General features: G+C 73.2%; 18 protein-coding genes. 9 read left to right on the plus strand and 9 right to left on the minus strand.

Annotated elements, in window-relative coordinates; all coding sequences use genetic code 11:
- Nucleotides 1-43: 43 nt before the first annotated feature.
- Complete coding sequence (locus ABD993_RS23950; RefSeq protein ID WP_345422655.1) at nucleotides 44-424, plus strand: hypothetical protein; 381 nt, start codon at nucleotides 44-46, stop codon at nucleotides 422-424.
- Here the strand turns inward: ABD993_RS23950 and ABD993_RS23955 are convergent.
- Together ABD993_RS23955 and ABD993_RS23960 are read right to left on the minus strand one after the other, a co-directional pair.
- Nucleotides 421-1,485 (minus strand): luciferase domain-containing protein, encoded by a 1,065-nt coding sequence (locus ABD993_RS23955; protein ID WP_345422658.1) that lies wholly within the window; start codon nucleotides 1,483-1,485, stop codon nucleotides 421-423. The two genes, ABD993_RS23950 and ABD993_RS23955, sit on opposite strands and share 4 nt — an antisense overlap.
- 66 nt (nucleotides 1,486-1,551) lie before the next feature.
- Nucleotides 1,552-2,148: a DUF5701 family protein gene (locus ABD993_RS23960; protein ID WP_345422661.1), complete on the minus strand. Its 597-nt coding sequence runs from the start codon at nucleotides 2,146-2,148 to the stop codon at nucleotides 1,552-1,554.
- A gap of 137 nt (nucleotides 2,149-2,285) precedes the next feature.
- On the opposite strand from ABD993_RS23960, the gene ABD993_RS23965 reads away from it, so the two are divergent.
- Nucleotides 2,286-3,317 carry an SDR family NAD(P)-dependent oxidoreductase gene (locus ABD993_RS23965; RefSeq protein ID WP_345422664.1) on the plus strand — a complete coding sequence of 344 codons (1,032 nt, stop codon included), beginning with the start codon at nucleotides 2,286-2,288 and terminating at the stop codon, nucleotides 3,315-3,317.
- A 25-nt stretch (nucleotides 3,318-3,342) separates the two neighbouring features.
- Nucleotides 3,343-3,789 carry a luciferase domain-containing protein gene (locus ABD993_RS23970; protein WP_345422667.1) on the plus strand — a complete coding sequence of 149 codons (447 nt, stop codon included), beginning with the start codon at nucleotides 3,343-3,345 and terminating at the stop codon, nucleotides 3,787-3,789.
- A 28-nt stretch (nucleotides 3,790-3,817) separates the two neighbouring features.
- Here the strand turns inward: ABD993_RS23970 and ABD993_RS23975 are convergent, their stop codons facing one another.
- From ABD993_RS23975 to ABD993_RS23985, 3 genes are all read right to left on the minus strand, one after another.
- Nucleotides 3,818-4,261, minus strand: a complete 444-nt coding sequence (locus tag ABD993_RS23975; protein WP_345422669.1) for a DUF1707 SHOCT-like domain-containing protein — start codon at nucleotides 4,259-4,261, stop codon at nucleotides 3,818-3,820.
- A 66-nt stretch (nucleotides 4,262-4,327) separates the two neighbouring features.
- Complete coding sequence (gene glgX, locus ABD993_RS23980) at nucleotides 4,328-6,460, minus strand: glycogen debranching protein GlgX (RefSeq protein WP_345422672.1); 2,133 nt, start codon at nucleotides 6,458-6,460, stop codon at nucleotides 4,328-4,330.
- A gap of 58 nt (nucleotides 6,461-6,518) precedes the next feature.
- Nucleotides 6,519-7,361 (minus strand): helix-turn-helix transcriptional regulator, encoded by an 843-nt coding sequence (locus ABD993_RS23985; RefSeq protein WP_345422675.1) that lies wholly within the window; start codon nucleotides 7,359-7,361, stop codon nucleotides 6,519-6,521.
- An 85-nt stretch (nucleotides 7,362-7,446) separates the two neighbouring features.
- Between ABD993_RS23985 and ABD993_RS23990 the strand changes: the two genes are divergently transcribed.
- Nucleotides 7,447-8,307, plus strand: a complete 861-nt coding sequence (locus tag ABD993_RS23990; RefSeq protein ID WP_345422678.1) for an oxidoreductase — start codon at nucleotides 7,447-7,449, stop codon at nucleotides 8,305-8,307.
- Between the two features lie 99 nt (nucleotides 8,308-8,406).
- Nucleotides 8,407-9,585, plus strand: a complete 1,179-nt coding sequence (locus tag ABD993_RS23995; RefSeq protein ID WP_345422681.1) for an acyl-CoA dehydrogenase family protein — start codon at nucleotides 8,407-8,409, stop codon at nucleotides 9,583-9,585.
- On the opposite strand, the gene ABD993_RS24000 is transcribed toward ABD993_RS23995, so the two are convergent.
- Nucleotides 9,579-10,121, minus strand: coding sequence for a VOC family protein (locus ABD993_RS24000; RefSeq protein WP_345422684.1), 543 nt, complete (start codon nucleotides 10,119-10,121; stop codon nucleotides 9,579-9,581). The two genes, ABD993_RS23995 and ABD993_RS24000, sit on opposite strands and share 7 nt — an antisense overlap.
- A gap of 18 nt (nucleotides 10,122-10,139) precedes the next feature.
- Here ABD993_RS24000 and ABD993_RS24005 point away from each other — a divergent pair, with 18 nt between their 5' ends.
- Complete coding sequence (locus ABD993_RS24005; RefSeq protein ID WP_345422686.1) at nucleotides 10,140-10,739, plus strand: hypothetical protein; 600 nt, start codon at nucleotides 10,140-10,142, stop codon at nucleotides 10,737-10,739.
- Here ABD993_RS24005 and ABD993_RS24010 read toward each other — a convergent pair.
- Complete coding sequence (locus tag ABD993_RS24010) at nucleotides 10,736-12,109, minus strand: Dyp-type peroxidase (protein WP_345422689.1); 1,374 nt, start codon at nucleotides 12,107-12,109, stop codon at nucleotides 10,736-10,738. The two genes, ABD993_RS24005 and ABD993_RS24010, sit on opposite strands and share 4 nt — an antisense overlap.
- 229 nt (nucleotides 12,110-12,338) lie before the next feature.
- Between ABD993_RS24010 and ABD993_RS24015 the strand changes: the two genes are divergently transcribed.
- Genes ABD993_RS24015 through ABD993_RS24025 form a run of 3 tightly spaced genes read left to right on the plus strand, consistent with a single transcriptional unit; the run spans nucleotide 12,339 to nucleotide 14,231 of the window.
- Nucleotides 12,339-12,740, plus strand: a complete 402-nt coding sequence (locus tag ABD993_RS24015; protein WP_345422692.1) for a hypothetical protein — start codon at nucleotides 12,339-12,341, stop codon at nucleotides 12,738-12,740.
- 22 nt (nucleotides 12,741-12,762) lie between these two features.
- Entirely contained in the window at nucleotides 12,763-13,569 is an 807-nt protein-coding gene (locus ABD993_RS24020) for an enoyl-CoA hydratase/isomerase family protein (protein WP_345422694.1), read from the plus strand.
- Entirely contained in the window at nucleotides 13,566-14,231 is a 666-nt protein-coding gene (locus ABD993_RS24025) for a TetR/AcrR family transcriptional regulator (protein WP_345422696.1), read from the plus strand. Before ABD993_RS24020 ends, ABD993_RS24025 begins: the two co-directional genes overlap by 4 nt.
- Before the next feature lies 1 nt (nucleotide 14,232).
- Here ABD993_RS24025 and ABD993_RS24030 read toward each other — a convergent pair whose 3' ends face one another.
- A complete protein-coding gene (locus tag ABD993_RS24030) occupies nucleotides 14,233-14,916 on the minus strand; it encodes a DUF899 family protein (RefSeq protein WP_345422699.1) in 684 nt (227 codons plus the stop codon).
- 50 nt (nucleotides 14,917-14,966) lie between these two features.
- Nucleotides 14,967-15,710 (minus strand): TetR/AcrR family transcriptional regulator, encoded by a 744-nt coding sequence (locus ABD993_RS24035; RefSeq protein WP_345422702.1) that lies wholly within the window; start codon nucleotides 15,708-15,710, stop codon nucleotides 14,967-14,969.
- Nucleotides 15,711-15,733: the final 23 nt, after the last annotated feature.

A 15,733-nucleotide genomic window follows, 5' to 3' on the forward strand; every position in this document is an offset into this window, starting at 1 on the left:
GGTGAAGCAGTCCGCCCCTCCCGACGGAGGGAGGAGTGTGGCGATGACGATCGCGGAGTCCGCACCCATGGGGATCGGCGTCCCCCGACCCGGCGTCTACACGATCAGCGTCCGCGGGACGTTGGACCGGTTGGTCGGCGCGCGGTTGCTCCGCCTGATCGACGCCCGGCTGCAGATGGCCTCGCACCATCACTCGCCGACCCGCCACGTCCTGGTGGACGTCTCGCAGCTCGACGGGCTCGCCCCCGGCGGTGAGGCGGCGCTGCGACACGCCGCGCACGCGACCTCGCGGCGCGGGATCACCTTCGACCTGATCGGCGCGGCGGCGCTCGCGGGGCGGCTGGGCGTGGCGGAGCGGCAGGTGCTGAGCAGGTACCGCAGCTTCCCGGACGTCTCGACGGCCCTGGCCGAGCTGGACGCCTAGCCTGCCGCGATCCCCGCCACGACCTCCAGCTCCGCGGCATCGCGCGGGGCCGGGACCAGCACCACGCCCGCGTCGAGCCGGACCCCGGCGAGGGGGTGGGGGACCGCCCAACCCTTGAGCACGGCGTCGTAGGCGAGGGCCGGGGGCAGGGCGAGGTGGAGGCTGCCGTCGGGATGGAGGTGGGCCCGTTCGCCGATCGCGGGATCGACGAAGGGCCCGGTGTCGGCGAGCACCGAGCGCGTGCCGGGTGGCCCGATCGCGGCGGGCGCGGTGCGCCCGGTGCCGAGGCGCGCCCAGAGCTCGGTGAGGAGGGCCGGGTCGAGCCAGGGGTCGGGATCGAGCGGGAGCTGCGGGAGGGTCGGGGTGGTGTCCGGCGCCCCGCCCGCGCGCGACGGCAGCCTGCCGAGGCCCGGCCACTCCGGTTCGGGTCCGTCGGGCAGCGGGTTCTCGCCGTGGGAGTGCAGGTGGTCGAGCCGGTCGCCGAGCCAGCTCCCGGCGTCCCCGACGATCTCCCCGGCCAGCTGCCTGCTGCTCGCGGTGCGCGCGACCCGGACCGGTGCGCCGGACTCGCGGCGCATCCAGTCCCACGTCCGGTCGCGCTGCTCGGCGGGCAGGTGGGGATCCTCGGCGGCGTCGGCGAGGAAGACCGGGATCCCCCGCAGCACGCCCGGACGCAGGGACCGGGAGGGCAGGGCCCCGTGCAGCAGGACGGCGCCGGAGAACCGCTCGGGCGCCGCGAGGAGCAGCGCCCCGGCCACCGTCACGCCGCTGCGGAAGGCGAGCAGCAGGACGGACCGGTCGCCCTCGTCGTCGAGCCAGCGCAGGAGCCACTCGGTGGTGGTCGGCAGCTCGTCCGGATCGTCGAACCAGGCGTACCCGCGCTCGGCGGGCAGCGGGGCGCGCACCGCGGCGTAGGCGACCGGCCCGTGCGGCAGCCACGGCGAGATCTCGATCATCGAGTGTTCGCTGGTCCCGTTCCCGTGCAGCACCACGACCAGCGGCGCGGCCGGGTGCTCGGAGCCCCAGCGCGCGACCATCGGCTCGTCGACGAGGCGGGTCACCGTCCGGACGCTAGCGAGCGGACGGCGGTCCGGACGTCTCAGTTCGAGGCATCCGGCCCGGGCGCCTCAGCCGGTGCGGGTCGCGGCGGAGGCGAAGCCCAGCCAGGTGTGGCGGTTGTTCCACCAACACCAGCCGACCTTCGGGGCGTCCGTGCGCTCGCGACCGTCCCGACCGGTGCCGTTGGAGATCCAGACGGCGGGGGTGCGGGCGTCGAACCGGCCGTCCGGCCTGCGGAGCCGGGACCCGATCGTCATGAAGCAGGCGTTGCGCACCAGGACCTCCGGGTCCTGCAGCACCCACTGCACGCCCTCGGTGAGGGTCAGCGGGGTGCGGCCCGCCAGCTCCGTGAGCGCCTCCGCCGGGCTGCGGTTCGCGAGGTGGTCGCCGCGGTCGAGGTCCTCGAGCAGGTGGACCGGGCCGCCCGGGAGGTCGACGGTCGGGGCGAAGTCGTCCACGTCCGTCATGTCGGCCACGACGAAGCCCTCGCGGTCCCCGCGGCGCAGCGACGGCGCCAGGGCGGAGGGGCGGGCGTCCGCGACGACGAGCAAACCCGGCCGGTCCGGGAGCGCCTTCGCCGCGATCCGCAGCTCGTCGGGGGTGAGCGGCGCGGTGGCGCCGAGGGCGATCAGTCGTTCCACCTGCTCGGGGACGGACGGCAGCACGGGACCTCCTGGGGGATCGGCACGTCCGCAACGCGCGGCTCGTCCGGTCTGTTCCCGGGCTCGCGCACCGGATTCTCGTGCAGCTGCCGAGGGTCGCCCGTGTGACAGGCTCGGCTGATCGACACGAGGGAGTGCGGATGAACGACCTGACGGGGCTCGTCGTGGTGGTGACCGGCGGCAACGGCGGTATCGGGCTGGGGATGGCCACCGGCATCGCGAAGGCGGGCGGCGCGGTCGCGATCTGGGCGCGGGACGCGGCCAAGAGTGACCAGGCGGTCCGCGGGCTGACCGAGCTGGGTGCCCGAGCGATCGCCCTGACCTGCGACGTCACCGACGAGGCGCAGGTCGAGGCCGCCATGGAGCAGACGGTCGCGGAGCTCGGCCCGCTGGGCTGCCTGGTCTCCAACGCGGGCACCTCGGACGGGGCCCCGCTCGTCGACACCTCCCTGGCCGCCTGGCGGCGGGTGCACGAGGTCAACCTCGACGGCGCGTTCCTCACCTGCCGCGAGGCCGCCCGCCGGTTCGCCGCGCAGGGGACCGGGGGGTCGATCGTCGTCGTCTCGTCGATGATCTCGCGGTACGGGAGCGCGCGGCAGGCCGCGTACGCGTCGAGCAAGACGGCGCTGCTCGGGCTCAGCCGCACCCTCGCCGTCGAGCTGGCGCGCCACCGGGTGCGCTGCAACGCGCTCATCCCGGGCTGGACCCGCACCGACCTCAGCGCGGCCGGGTACGCGAACGAGCGCTTCCGGGCGGCCACCACGGCGCGCACGCCCGTCCGGGCGGTGGGCGGAGCCCGCGGAGTTCGAGCAGGTCGCGGCCTACCTCGCCGATCCCTCGCTGATGTTCCACACCGGCGACGAGGTGACGCTCGACGGCGGTTACTGCGTGTTCTGAGCAGCCGGTGGGCCGATGCGGCAGGCTGGGGGCATGAGGTCGCGCGCGGGGATGGTGGGGGCGCTCGTCGGGATGGCGGGCGCCGGGCTCGGCTGGGCGGTGCGGGACTACCGGCGCTGGCGCGCGCTCGAGCCCACCGGGGTGCAGGTGAACCCCGTGGGCTGGCTGGTCGTCAGCGGGCTGCGGCTGCGCGCGCGGGACCGGTTGCGGTGGCGGGACGAGGGCAGCGGGGACGTCAGCCGCGGCCTCGTCCAGCTGGAGCCCCGGCCGGGTGAGCGGCCAGCCGTGGACCCGCACCCGATGCCGCACAAGGTCCTGGACCAGCACGCGGACGCCGAGTCGCGTGCGGCCCTGCAGGAGGTCTTCGCGGGTTTCGAGGAGCGCCCGGAGCTGGAGACCCGCCCCAGCGCCCACTCCCGCGGCCGGACCGCGCTCGCCGTCCGCGGGGGAGCGGAGATCGCACACCTGCACCCGGCGGACGGGTCGCTGCACGTGTCGCTGGCCCCGCTGGACGCCCGCGTGGTCGTCGCCCGCCGCTGGGGCGAGTTCCATCCGCTGGCCGGGGTCGCCCGCGGCCTGCCGGAGGGCTGGGTCCTGCTCTACCCGCCCAGGGACCCCGCCGCGGCGCGGCGCATCGCGGCCATCCTGACCGCGGCGGTGGACCACGCCATCCCCCCGACCCCACAGACTCCGGAGCCGGACCGCGACACCACGGCCCTGGGCTTCCCCACCATCCGCCCCACCTGAGCCCGAGAGGAACCTCGGTGCTGTCCGATCATGATCGGAACGGCACCGAGGTTCCTCCCGGCAGGGTGTGGCGGGTGGCGCACGACCCCTTTCCGCCGCCGAGGAGCAGGATCGCGCCCCACGGGCCCGCGACCCACATCGGCCAGAAGTACACGGCGTGGCCGGCGCCCAGGCTCGTCGCGAGCCAGACGACCAGGCAGATCACGGTCGTCGCGACCCAGGGCGCCCAGACGGCGGCGGTCGGGAGCACGCGCGGCCCGCGCTCGGTCGACACCGGGGCCGGGGGAGCGGTGGGCAGGTCGGCCAGGACCGCGGCCAGGTCCGACGCGGTGCGGGCCGCGTAGACCCGGTCCACCCGTTGCTCGTACTCGGCGAGGTCCAGCCGCCCCGCACCCACCTGCTCGTGCAACGTGGCCGCCGCGCGCTCGCGCTCCGCGTCACCGATCCGCAACTGCGAGTCTTCCTCAGCCATGACTGCCTCCCCGTCGGATGCGACCCAGCCTGCACCCGTCGGATATGACATGTCAAGACCGACACGTCAGCTCGGCGGCACCGTGCAGCGCAGCACCATCATCGAGCGGGCGATCACCCGCAGCCGTGCGCTCGCCTTGTGGTTGCGCCGCCGCGCGCCCGCCAGCAGCGGGTCGGCGGTGTCGACGACGGTCTCCCACGCCCGCCCGTAGCTCTCGTCCGGCAGGTAGAAGGTGACCTGCTGGTGGTGGGCGTTGATGAGCAGCAGGAACGAGTCGTCCTGGATCCGCATGCCGAGCAGGTCCCGGTCCGGGATGCCCTGACCGTTGAGGTAGATCTCCAGCGACTGCGTGCGGGCGCGGTTCCAGTCCTCGTCCGTCATGTGGTTGCCGTCCGGGCGCAGCCAGGCGATGTCGTCGATGCTGGAGCCCTGGATCGGCCTGCCCTGGAAGAACCGCTGCCGCCGGAAGATCGGGTGCTCGGCGCGCAGCCGCGTGAGGCGGGCGACGAACTCGGTCTGGACGTCGTGCTCGCGCGCCCGGTCCCAGTCCACCCAGGAGAGCTCGTTGTCCTGGCAGTAGACGTTGTTGTTGCCCTGCTGGGTCCGCCCCAGCTCGTCCCCGTGGGCGATCATGGGCACGCCCTGGGACAGCAGCAGGGTGGTGAGGATGTTGCGCTTCTGCCGCTCGCGGAGCGCGTGGATCGCCACGTCCTCGGTGGGGCCCTCGGCACCGTGGTTCCAGGAGCGGTTGTGGCTCTCGCCGTCCCGGTTGTCCTCGCCGTTCGCCTCGTTGTGCTTCTCGTTGTAGGAGACCAGGTCCTCGAGGGTGAAGCCGTCGTGCGCGGTGACGAAGTTGATCGACGCGATGGGGCGGCGGTTGTCCGCCTCGTACAGGTCCGACGAGCCGGTGAACCGCGCCGCGAACTCGCCCAGCGACCGCGCCTCGCCCCGCCAGAAGTCCCGCACGGTGTCCCGGTAGCGCCCGTTCCACTCCGTCCACAGGGGAGGGAACCCGCCGACCTGGTACCCGCCGTCCCCGACGTCCCAGGGCTCGGCGATCAGCTTGACCTGCGACACCACCGGGTCCTGGTTGACCAGGTCGAAGAAGGCCGACAGCCGGTCGACGGCGTGGAACTCCCGCGCCAGCGACGAGGCCAGGTCGAACCGGAACCCGTCCACGTGCATCTCGGTGACCCAGTACCGCAGCGAGTCCATCAGCAGGCGCAGCGACTCGTGGTGGCGGACGTTGAGCGAGTTGCCGGTGCCCGTGGTGTCGAAGTAGTAGGCCTCGTCGCCGTCGACGAGCCGGTAGTAGGCCTGGTTGTCGATCCCGCGGAAGGACAGCGTGGGGCCCATGTGGTTGCCCTCGGCGGTGTGGTTGTAGACCACGTCGAGGATCACCTCGATGCCCGCCTGGTGCAGCGAGCGGACCATCGCCTTGAACTCCGCGACCTGCTCGCCGCGCGTGCCGAAGCAGGCGTAGCCGTTGTGCGGGGCGAAGAAGCCGATCGTGTTGTAGCCCCAGTAGTTGCGCAGGCCCTTGTCGTCCAGCGTCGAGTCGTGCACGAACTGGTGCACCGGCATCAGCTCGACGGCCGTCACCCCGAGGGACTTGAAGTGCTGGATCATCACCGGGTGTGCGATCCCGGCGTAGGTGCCGCGCACGTCCTCGGGGATCTCCGGGTGCCGCATGGTCATCCCGCGGACGTGGGCTTCGTACACGACGGTCTCGTTGTAGGGGATCCGCAGCGGGCGGTCGCCCTGCCAGTCGAAGTACGGGCTGATCACCACCGACGTCATGGCGTACGGGGCCGAGTCGGCGTCGTTGAACGAGTCCGGGTCGCCGAAGTGGTAGCTGAACAGCGCCTCGTTCCAGCGGTACTCGCCGTCGATCGCCTTGGCGTACGGGTCCAGCAGCAGCTTCGCGGGGTTGCAGCGCAGGCCCTTGCCGGGCTCGTAGGGGCCGTGCACGCGGTAGCCGTAGCGCTGCCCGGGCCCGACGCGGGGGAGGTAGCCGTGCCAGATCAGCCCGTTGCGCTCGGGGAGGTTGATCCGCTCCTCGGTGACCCCACCGTCGTCGGAGTCGGAGAACAGACACAGTTCGATGCGCTCGGCGACCTCGGAGAAGATCGCGAAGTTGGTGCCACCCCCGTCGAAGGTCGAACCCAGCGGGTAGGGCGAGCCGGGCCAGATGTGCACAGATCCTCCGGGGGGCGGGGGTGGAGGACAAGTTGTATCCCGACGGACCCCCGACCGCTCACCCGACCCGCGGGGCGAGCTCCTGCGTCCCGACGGCCGCGAGCAGCTCGAGCTTGCTCCGCGCGTCCGTCCCGGGGGTCGGTGTGAAGACCACCACACGCAGGTTGGAGCCCCGGGTGGCGAGGGTGTCGCAGTCCAGGTCGATCGGGCCGACCTCCGGGTGGTCGACGACCTTGTGGGACCCCTGGTGCTCGGCCACCGTCCGGCGCGCCCACAGCTCGCGGAAGTCCGGCGACCGCAGCAGCCGCGTGACCAGCGCGGCGACGTCCGGGTCGTCCGGGTAGCGGCTCGTGGTGGTGCGCAGATCGGCGACCATCGACTCGGCGAAGGCGGTCAGCTCGGCGGGCGTGTGGTGGACCCTGCCGTGCACCGGGCTCGCCTCGAACAGCCCCAGGAGCGTGTTGCGCCGGTCGTCCGGCAGCGAGCTGGGGTCGCCGAACGTGGCCGCGAACAGCGGGTTCCAGTGCAGCAGGGTCCAGGTCGCGTCGTAGACGGCGAGCGGGGTCCCGGCGAGCTGCTCCATGATCCGGTGCACGCTCCCCGGGATGACCCGCGGGATCCGGGCCGGGTCGGCGGCGTGGCCTGCGAGGCGCATGAGGTGGGCCTGCTCGTCGTCGGAGAGCTGGAGGGCACGGCCGAGCGAGCCGCAGACCTGCGCCGACGGCGTCGGCGCCCGGCCCTGCTCCAGCCGCACCACGTAGTCGATCGAGATGCCGGCCAGGATCGCCAGCTCCTCGCGTCGCAGCCCGGGGGTCCGCCGCGGACCGTTGTGCGGCAGCCCGACGGTCGTCGGGTCCAGCCGCTCCCGCCAGGTGCGCAACGCCGTGCCGAGCTCGTCCATGACCCCATTCTCCGCTAGGCCCGTCGCGGCTGCCTGGTACAGGCGGTACCAGGCGCGGCGCGGCCCGGGGGTGCACGGTGGACCCATGAGCGACGTACTGAACCTTGCCGACGACCTCGTCCTGACCCGCATGGGCTACGGCGCCATGCAGCTCGCCGGGCCGGGGGTGTGGGGCCCGCCCCGCGACCGCGAGGAGGCCGTGCGCGTGCTGCGGACCGTCGTCGAGCTGGGGATCACCCACCTGGACACCAGCGAGGCCTACGGGCCCGTCGTCACCAACGAGATCATCCGCGAGGCCCTGCACCCCTACCCGGCCGAGCTGCGGATCGTGAGCAAGGTCGGCGCCCGCCGCGGCCCGGACGGCACCTGGGACCGGTCCGACGACCTGCGCGAGCAGGTGCAGGACAACCTCACCCAGCTCGGGGTGGACGCCCTGGACGCGGTCAACCTGCGCGCGATGGGCACCGAGCCGATCGGTGAGCTGTTCGAGGACTTGGTGGCGCTGCAGAAGGAGGGCCTGGTCCGCCACCTCGGGGTGTCCAACGTGACCGCGGCGCAGGTGGCCGAGGCCCGGGCGATCGCGCCGATCGTGTTCGTGCAGAACGTCTACAACGTGGCCCACCGCGAGGACGACGCACTCGTCGACTCCCTCGCGGCGGACGGGATCGGCTACGTTCCGTTCTTCCCGCTCGGCGGCTTCAACCCCCTGCAGACGGGCACGCTGGCGGAGGTGGCCGAGTCGCTGGGGGCCTCCCCGCAGCAGACCGCGCTGGCCTGGCTGCTGCAGCGCTCGCCGAACATCCTGGTCATCCCCGGCACCAGCTCCGTCGGGCACCTCCGCGAGAACGTGGCCGCGGCCTCGCTCGCCCTGCCCGCGGAGGCGCTGGCGCGCCTGGACGCCGTCGCCGCGGCGGGGGACTGGAGCCCGATGCCCGCCGGTCACTGACCGGCGGCCCGCCCGGGCCGGCGCGGGCCCGTCCGGGTGGGGGGTGGGCGGGGCATGATGGGACCGGCCCGATCACCGCCGATCCCGGAGGCCCGCCCGATGGACTTCACGCTGCCCGAGACCGCCCTCGCCGTGCAGGAGGGGGTCCGCGCGATCGGTGCGAAGTACGACCACGCGTACTGGTCGCGGCTGGAGGAGGAGCACCGCTTCCCCTGGGAGGCGTGGGGTGACCTCGCGCAGGGCGGTTGGCTGGGGCTGACCGTCCCGGAGGAGTACGGCGGGGGCGGGCAGGGACTCCTGGAGCTGGCCGTGGCGTGCGAGACCCTCGCCGCCTCCGGCGGGACGGCGGGGATCTTCCTCTACATCCTCACCCCCGGGTTCGGCGCGACCACGATCGCCCGGCACGGCACCGCCGAGCAGCGGCGGCGCCTGCTCCCCGGACTGGCGGCGGGCGAGACCCAGTTCTGCATGGCCCTCACCGAACCCGACGCCGGCAGCGACGCCCTGCGCATCCGCACCCACGCCGTCCGGGACGGCTCCGACTTCCTGATCGGCGGACAGAAGATCTGGATCTCCGGGCTGGAGAACGCGGACTGGATGATCGCGATCACCCGGACCGTCCCCGCGGCCGAGGCCACGCCCCGGACCAGCGGGTTCACCCTGTTCCTGGTGGATGTCAAGGAGGCCGTCGCGGCGGGCACGCTGCGCTACACGCCGATCCCCAAGCTGGGCGGCAACGTGGTGACCTCGAGCCAGGTCTTCTTCGACGACGTCCGGGTTCCCGCCGAGAACGTCCTCGGCGAGGTCGACGGCGGCTTCTCCGTCCTGTGGGACGTGCTCAACCCCGAGCGGGTGCTGGCGGCGGCCGGGGGAGTGGGTACCGCCGACGCCGCGCTGGACCTCGCCGTCCGGTACGCGAAGGAGCGCAAGGTGTTCGGTCGCCCGATCGGCGCGAACCAGGCCATCCAGTTCCCGCTCGCACAGATCAAGGCGAAGACCGAGCTCGGCAGGCTCATGACCTACAAGGCCGCGTGGCTGTTCGACCGCGGCCTGCCGTGTCACGCCGAGACCAACATCGCCAAGCTCACCGGCGCCCAGGTCGGGTGGGAGGCCGCCAACCAGGCCTTCCAGACCTTCGGCGGGATGGCGTACTCGAAGGAGTACCCCGTCGAGCGGCTGTTCCGGGACGCCCGGATCGCCAAGAACATCCCGGTCGCCGAGGAGCTGGTCCTCGCCCACATCGGCACCCAGGTGCTCGGCCTGCCGCGCTCCTACTGAAGGACCAGCGGGGTTCCGGAGTCCAGCAGCAGGCGCAGGGACGGCTCACCCGCCGCCGCGATCGACACCCCGGGCAGCGCCGGTCCCGGCGCGACCGCGCCCGTCATCCGGGCGGCGACGATGCCCTCGGCGCCCGACTCGTGCGGCGGGGTGAGCTTGTGACGCAGCCCGCCGATCTCGTCGTCGGTGAGCTCGGCGACGGCGAGGAACGGCATGTCCGAGGTGCCCTGGTGGATCGCGAGGGTCGGCCCGTCCGGCACGCCGTAGCGGCGGAAGTCGCCCTCGGGGACCCTGCCGCGCAGGACGATCCCGAACGGGTACGCGGTGCGCGCGCAGCGCGCCGCGAACCCCAGGCCGGACGCCTCCTCGACCTCCGGCTCGTCGATCCACAGGAACTCGAGGTAGTGCCGCGGGAACCGGATCCGCCGGTTCCGCGTCCCCTGCCCGACGTGTCGCGTGCCCTCGTCGAGGAAGAAGCCCGGGAACGGCTCCGGCGGACCGGGGAGGAACGCGATCAGATGGTCGATTTCCAGCACGGGGTGCAGGGTAGACGGGTGATCGATCGCTTCGACGGTGTCATCTCCGGCCTCGGCACCCCCGCCGGACTGCGCGTCGTGGTGGGCCACTGGCCGCGCTCGCCGCTGGGGTCGTTCACCGACGTCATGGTCGAGCGGCCGGACGGGCACCGCCTGCTGCTGGCCCCGTCCGAACCGGTGGCCGAGTTCGTGACCGCCACGTACACGTTCGACGAGGTCGTGCTCGGCCCCGTCGACCACGTCGAGCGGGGGAACCGTCGGCAGGTGACCGCGGGTCCGCTGGAGTGCGCGTGGACGGTCGGGGGCCGGGCGGCGCTGGGCCTGCTGCTCCGCGCGGTCCCCGGCCCCCTGCAGACGAACCGGCGCTGGGTGGCCGCGTTGGACGTCGTCGCGCGGCTGGTGCTGCCGGGCGTCCGCACCGTCGGCAGCGCCGGGCAGGGGCGCCGGGAGTACTACTGCGCCCGCGACCTGCACCGAATCACCGACGCGGTGGTCCGGTGGGAGGGCGTCGACCAGGGCGGGCCGGCGCGGGTGGAGCCGCCGGTGCGGTTCGGCTTCGGCTCCACCCCCGCCGCCCCCGGCCACACCCGGATCACCACCCTGGTCGAGAGACGCTAGAGCCCCGCGAGGTAGGTGATCGAGGGGGCGAAGAAGTACTCCCCGCCCTTCAGGGTCACGGCCTGCGGGAACGGGTCGCCGTCCACGAGGTTCGTCGACTCGTCCCAGACGACGGGGCACCGGGGCAACGGCGTGCGGGTGCCCTGCCCGATCACGGGGTCCAGCCCGGGCGAGGCAGGCGCCTGCGGGAAGTCCGGGTTGTTCGCCCAGAGCCGCTGGGTGAACTCGAACTGGTCGGTCACGCTGCTCATGTAGACCATGAACAGCAGCCCGACCCCGCCGGAGGGCCGCAGCGCGGGGGCGATGTCCGCCCCCGGGTCGTCGTAGCGCTCGCCGTAGGTCTGGCCGCGGCGGGCCATGATGTGCCTGCGCTCCCCGGTCGCCGCGTCCGGGTCCTCGAAGCCGCCCGTGCCGCGCGGGTTGGTCTTGCGGATGTGCGCGAAGTGCGGGCACCGCAGACCCTGCGGGTCGCCCGTGTACCCGAAGTCGTTCTCGACGTCCGCGGTCAGCCCCTGCGCGTCCTTGTGCGTGACCAGCGGCGTGCCGTCCTCGAACCGCCCGACGATCATCGCCCCCGCCCGCTCGGCGTCCTCGCCCTGGAGCCCGATCCGGGCCGCCAGGTCGAGCTCGGCCTGCTTGAACAGCCGCACGTTCTGCTCCAGCTTGCGGAACACGAAGTAGCTGCCGAAACGGTTCGGCGTCGACTCCGGCACCAGCACCTGCTGCAGCGGGAACGCCGGGTTCCACGCGGTCCTCGGCTCGACGGCGATGTCCGCGTCGAGGAACAGCGGCTGGCTGCGGCCGTCGACGTAGCCGAAGTGCTCGATCCCCGCGCCCGCCGCGTTGTGCTGTCCGCGCCCGGACTCCCGGTGCAGCACGGTCACGCTCGGCCGGAGCAGCGCGCGGACGGCGGCCTCGGCCTCCTCGACGTCGTCGGACGAGGTCGCGCCGATCAGCACCACGGCGTGGATGTGGCCCTGGTAACCGGGCTCCCAGTCCCCCTGGAGCGGGTCGGTCAGCTCGTCGGTGCGCTGGGGCATGCCCGCCCGGAACGCGGGATCGGACGGGGCGTCGGCCCCGAGCCCGAGCGCCTCGTACCCCGCGGCGGCCAGCGCGACCCCGACCCAGGTCGGACGGACCGGCAGCCCGACCTTGAAGGCGGCGGACTCCCACCGCTGCACGGTGTGCGACTTGACCAGCGGAGCCGCGGACCGGAGGAACGCGCGGCCCTCCGCGGCGTCGGTGAAGTGCAGGAACAGCGCGAGGAAGCACTCGCGCACATGGCCGGACAGGATGTTGGCCTGCAGGGCGTCCAGCGCCTCCTCCGTCGCGGCGTCGGGGCTGGTGGGCAGGGTCTTGGTGAGGTCCATCGGTCCTCCTGCGTCGGTGTCGGGCAGCAGGGAGGAGAGCGTGGTTCCGGCCCGTGAGACACCCGACGAGTACGCACATCTGCGTAGTGACCCGCAGATCCTGCGCGCGCAGCTCGACGAGTGTTCCGGTGCGGACTGGCGGACATGGTCTCCGACACGGTGGTCGTGGAGGTCGCGGTCAACGGCCCGACTCCGCGTTCGGTCAACCCGTACGCTGGGCGCGGCGATCGTGCACAACCACAACGACGAGCCGATGTTCACCGCCTCCGGCGTGCACTCCGCGGCGCCGTACGTCGAGGCCTGGACGCCTTTGCGGTCCCGCTACCCGGACCTCCTGCTCTATCGACGATGGCCGCGGGCGCCCGTGGCATCGCCGTCGAGCGGCGGTGGGCGCACGTCGAGGCGCTGGCCGGACTGGGCCGGATGGTTCTCGATCTTCGAGCCCGGGTTACTGCGCACGGCGCTCACGCTGCACCGGCACGGCAGGCTGCCCGCGGGGATGGTGAAGCTGTACTTCGGCGGCGACCTGCAGTTCGGCCTGCCGCCCACTCCCACCGCGCTCGACGCCTACCTGGAGCTGCTCGCCCCCACCGGCCTGCCGTGCCCTGCTCGGAAACGACCGTTCGGTTGACGCAAGCGGCTAGCATGGGCGCGTGGAATCCAGCACCGCACCCGTCCTCGTCTCGCGGGACGAGCAGGTCCCGGCCGTCTCGGTCGTCACGCTCAACCGGCCGGAGCGGCGCAACGCGCTGACGGTCGAGCTCAAGGAGGCGCTGCTCGCGGCGCTGGAGCAGGTTGCCGCCGATCCCGAGGTGCGGGCCGTCGTGCTGGCGGGGACGGGTAGGTCCTTCTGCGTGGGGCAGGACCTCGGCGAGCACGTGGAGTCGCTGCGCGGCAACGCGGGCACCTCGTTCAGCACCGTCGAGAAGCACTACAACCCGATCGTCACGGCCATCGCGACGATGCCGAAGCCGGTCGTCGCCGCGATCAACGGCGGCGCGGTGGGCGCCGGGCTCGGCTTCGCGCTGGCCTGTGACCTGCGGGTCGCCGCCGAGAGCGCCACCTTCGCCACGGCCTTCGCCGCGATCGGCCTGACCGCGGACTCCGGGCTGTCCGCCACCCTCGTGCACTCCCTCGGCGCCGCCCGCGCCACCGAGCTGCTGCTGCTCGGCGAGTCGTTCGACGCCGCGCAGGCGCTGGCGTCCGGCCTGGTGCGCACCGTCGTCCCCGCCGACCAGGTGCTCGCGGCCGCGCTGGACCTCGCCCGGACGCTGGCCGCGGGCCCGACCCTGGCCTACGCCGAGATCAAGAAGGCGGTGGCGGTCGGGGCGGTGTCCTCGCTGGACACGGTGCTGGCGAACGAGGCCGCGGGCCAGGCGCGGCTCGGGGTGACCCGGGACCACCGCGAGGCGGTCGAGGCGTTCCTGGCCAAGCGCAGGCCCGAGTTCGAGGGGCGATGACCGCCGCACCCGCGGGCCCGCCGCCCCGCACCCGTCGTGCCCGGGGCGGGGACGGCGGGCGCCGCCCGGTCTACGACGCGTCGTCCCTGCTGGAGGTGGCGGTCGCGGAGTTCAACACCCGCGGCTACGACGCCACCTCGATGGAGGACCTCTCCCGCGCCGCGGGGATCACCAAGTCCAGCTTCTACCACCACGTCTCGGGCAAGGAGGAGCTGCTGCGGGCCGCCCTCACCCGCGCGCTGGACGGGCTCTTCGGCATCCTCTCCGAGCCCGGCTCCATGGAGGGCTCGGCCCTGGACCGCCTGCGGCACATCATCTTCCGCCAGGTCGAGGTGCTCCAGTCCGAGCTGCCCTACGTCACCCTCCTGCTGCGCGTGCGGGGCAACACGGAGACGGAGCGGTGGGCCCTGGCCCGCCGCCGCGCCTTCGACGCCACCCTCGCCTCCCTCGTCGCGGACGCCGTGGCGGACGGCGAGGTCCGCGCCGGCGTCGAACCCTCCCTCGCCGCCAGGCTGCTCAGCGGCACGGTCAACTCGATCAGCGAGTGGTACCGCCCCGGCCGGCCCGGCTCGGACGAGCTGCCCGGCGAGGTGGTCCGCATCGTGGCCGAAGGCATCATCCCGCCCGCCCAGATCCCGCCCGCCCGGATCCCGCCCGCGTGAGTCAGCCCGTCCCGTAGGCCGCGGCGATGTCGTCCGAGCCCATCCAGTGGCTGTAGGTGGGGGCCTGCGGGAAGCCCTCCGGGACGTCCTGCCAGACCTCCTGGCGGCCGTAGGGCAGCACGTCGACCAGGCCGAACAGGAAGCCGAGCTGCTCGGTGCCGCGGCCGTCCGTGTGCCAGGTCCGGTAGACGGTGTCGCCGCCCCGCAGGAACACGTTGACCGCGAAGCCGCCGCCGGGAGGCGCCCCGACGTCCGACCCGAAGGGACTGTTCGCCGTGGAGTACCAGGTCATGGCGTTCCCGACCCTGTCCCGGTAGGCGAGGGCCTCGTCGATCGGCCCCTGGGTGACGATGACGAACCGGGCGTCGAAGTTCGCCAGCCCCTCGAGCCGGGTGAACTGCGAGGTGAACCCGGTGCAGCCGCTGCACTGCCACTCCGCGCCGTCCTGCCACATGTGGTGGTAGACGATGAGCTGCGGCTCGTCCTCGAAGAGGTCCACGAGCCGGACCGGCCCGTCCGCGGACTCCAGCGTGTAGTCGGGCAGCTCGACCATCGGCAGCCGCCGCCGCTGCGCGGCGATCGCATCGAGCTCCCGGGTGGCGGCCTTCTCCCGGACGCGGAGCTCGGCCAGCTCCTTCTCCCAGGTCGCGGCGTCGACGACGGGCGGGAAGGCGGACGCGGTCATGGTTCCTCCTCGGGTCGGTACGAGGGGTGGACCGGCGACGCGGCCGGGACTCATCGGTCGATCCGCGCCGCGAGCCCGTCCAGCACCATTGCCAGTCGCCGTTCGAACACCACGTCCTGATCGGGGAAGTCCTCGGCCTCGACGACGAGCCGGTTCAGGTACGGCAGCTCGCCCTCCTCCAGCAGCCGTGCCAGGTAGGGCCCGGTCCGGCGCTGGTAGGCCGCGAAGTCCAGGCCGGTGCGCCGCTGCTCCTCGGCCTCGCCGAGCTCCTGCTGGACGAAGCCCCGGGTGAACTGCAGGGCGGTGGACAGCAGGTCCATCATCGCGTCGATGTCGAGGCCGAGCCCGTCCACACAGGCCAGACCGGCCTCGACGAACCGGGTGTGGTGGGGGCCCAGGGTCGGCCGGTGCCCGAACCCGGCGATCCAGGGATGGGCGTGGTGGACCCGGCGGATCTCCCTGGCCAGCCGGGCGAGATCGTCCCGCCAGCCGCCGGACGGGATGCCGGTCAGGTCCAGCTCGCCCAGCACCGCGTCGTACATCAGCTCGGTCAGGTCGTCCTTGGTGCCGACGTGTCGGTAGAGCGCCATCGGGCTGCTGTCCATCCGTGCGGCGACCTTGCGCATCGAGACCGCGTCGATCCCGTCCGCGTCCGCCAGGGCGACCGCGGCCGCGGTGATGGCCTCGTGGTCGAGGGTGCGGACGGGTCCCCGTCCCTGGCTCGACAGGCGCGCCCAGATGACGGGTGGCGGGTCGTCGGCCATGGCGGTGCTCCCGGAGTCGCTTGCGGTCAAGAAGAATACGGTGTACACGTCTA

It is taken from the genome of Pseudonocardia xishanensis (genome assembly GCF_039541715.1).
Lineage (GTDB): Bacteria > Actinomycetota > Actinomycetes > Mycobacteriales > Pseudonocardiaceae > Pseudonocardia > Pseudonocardia xishanensis.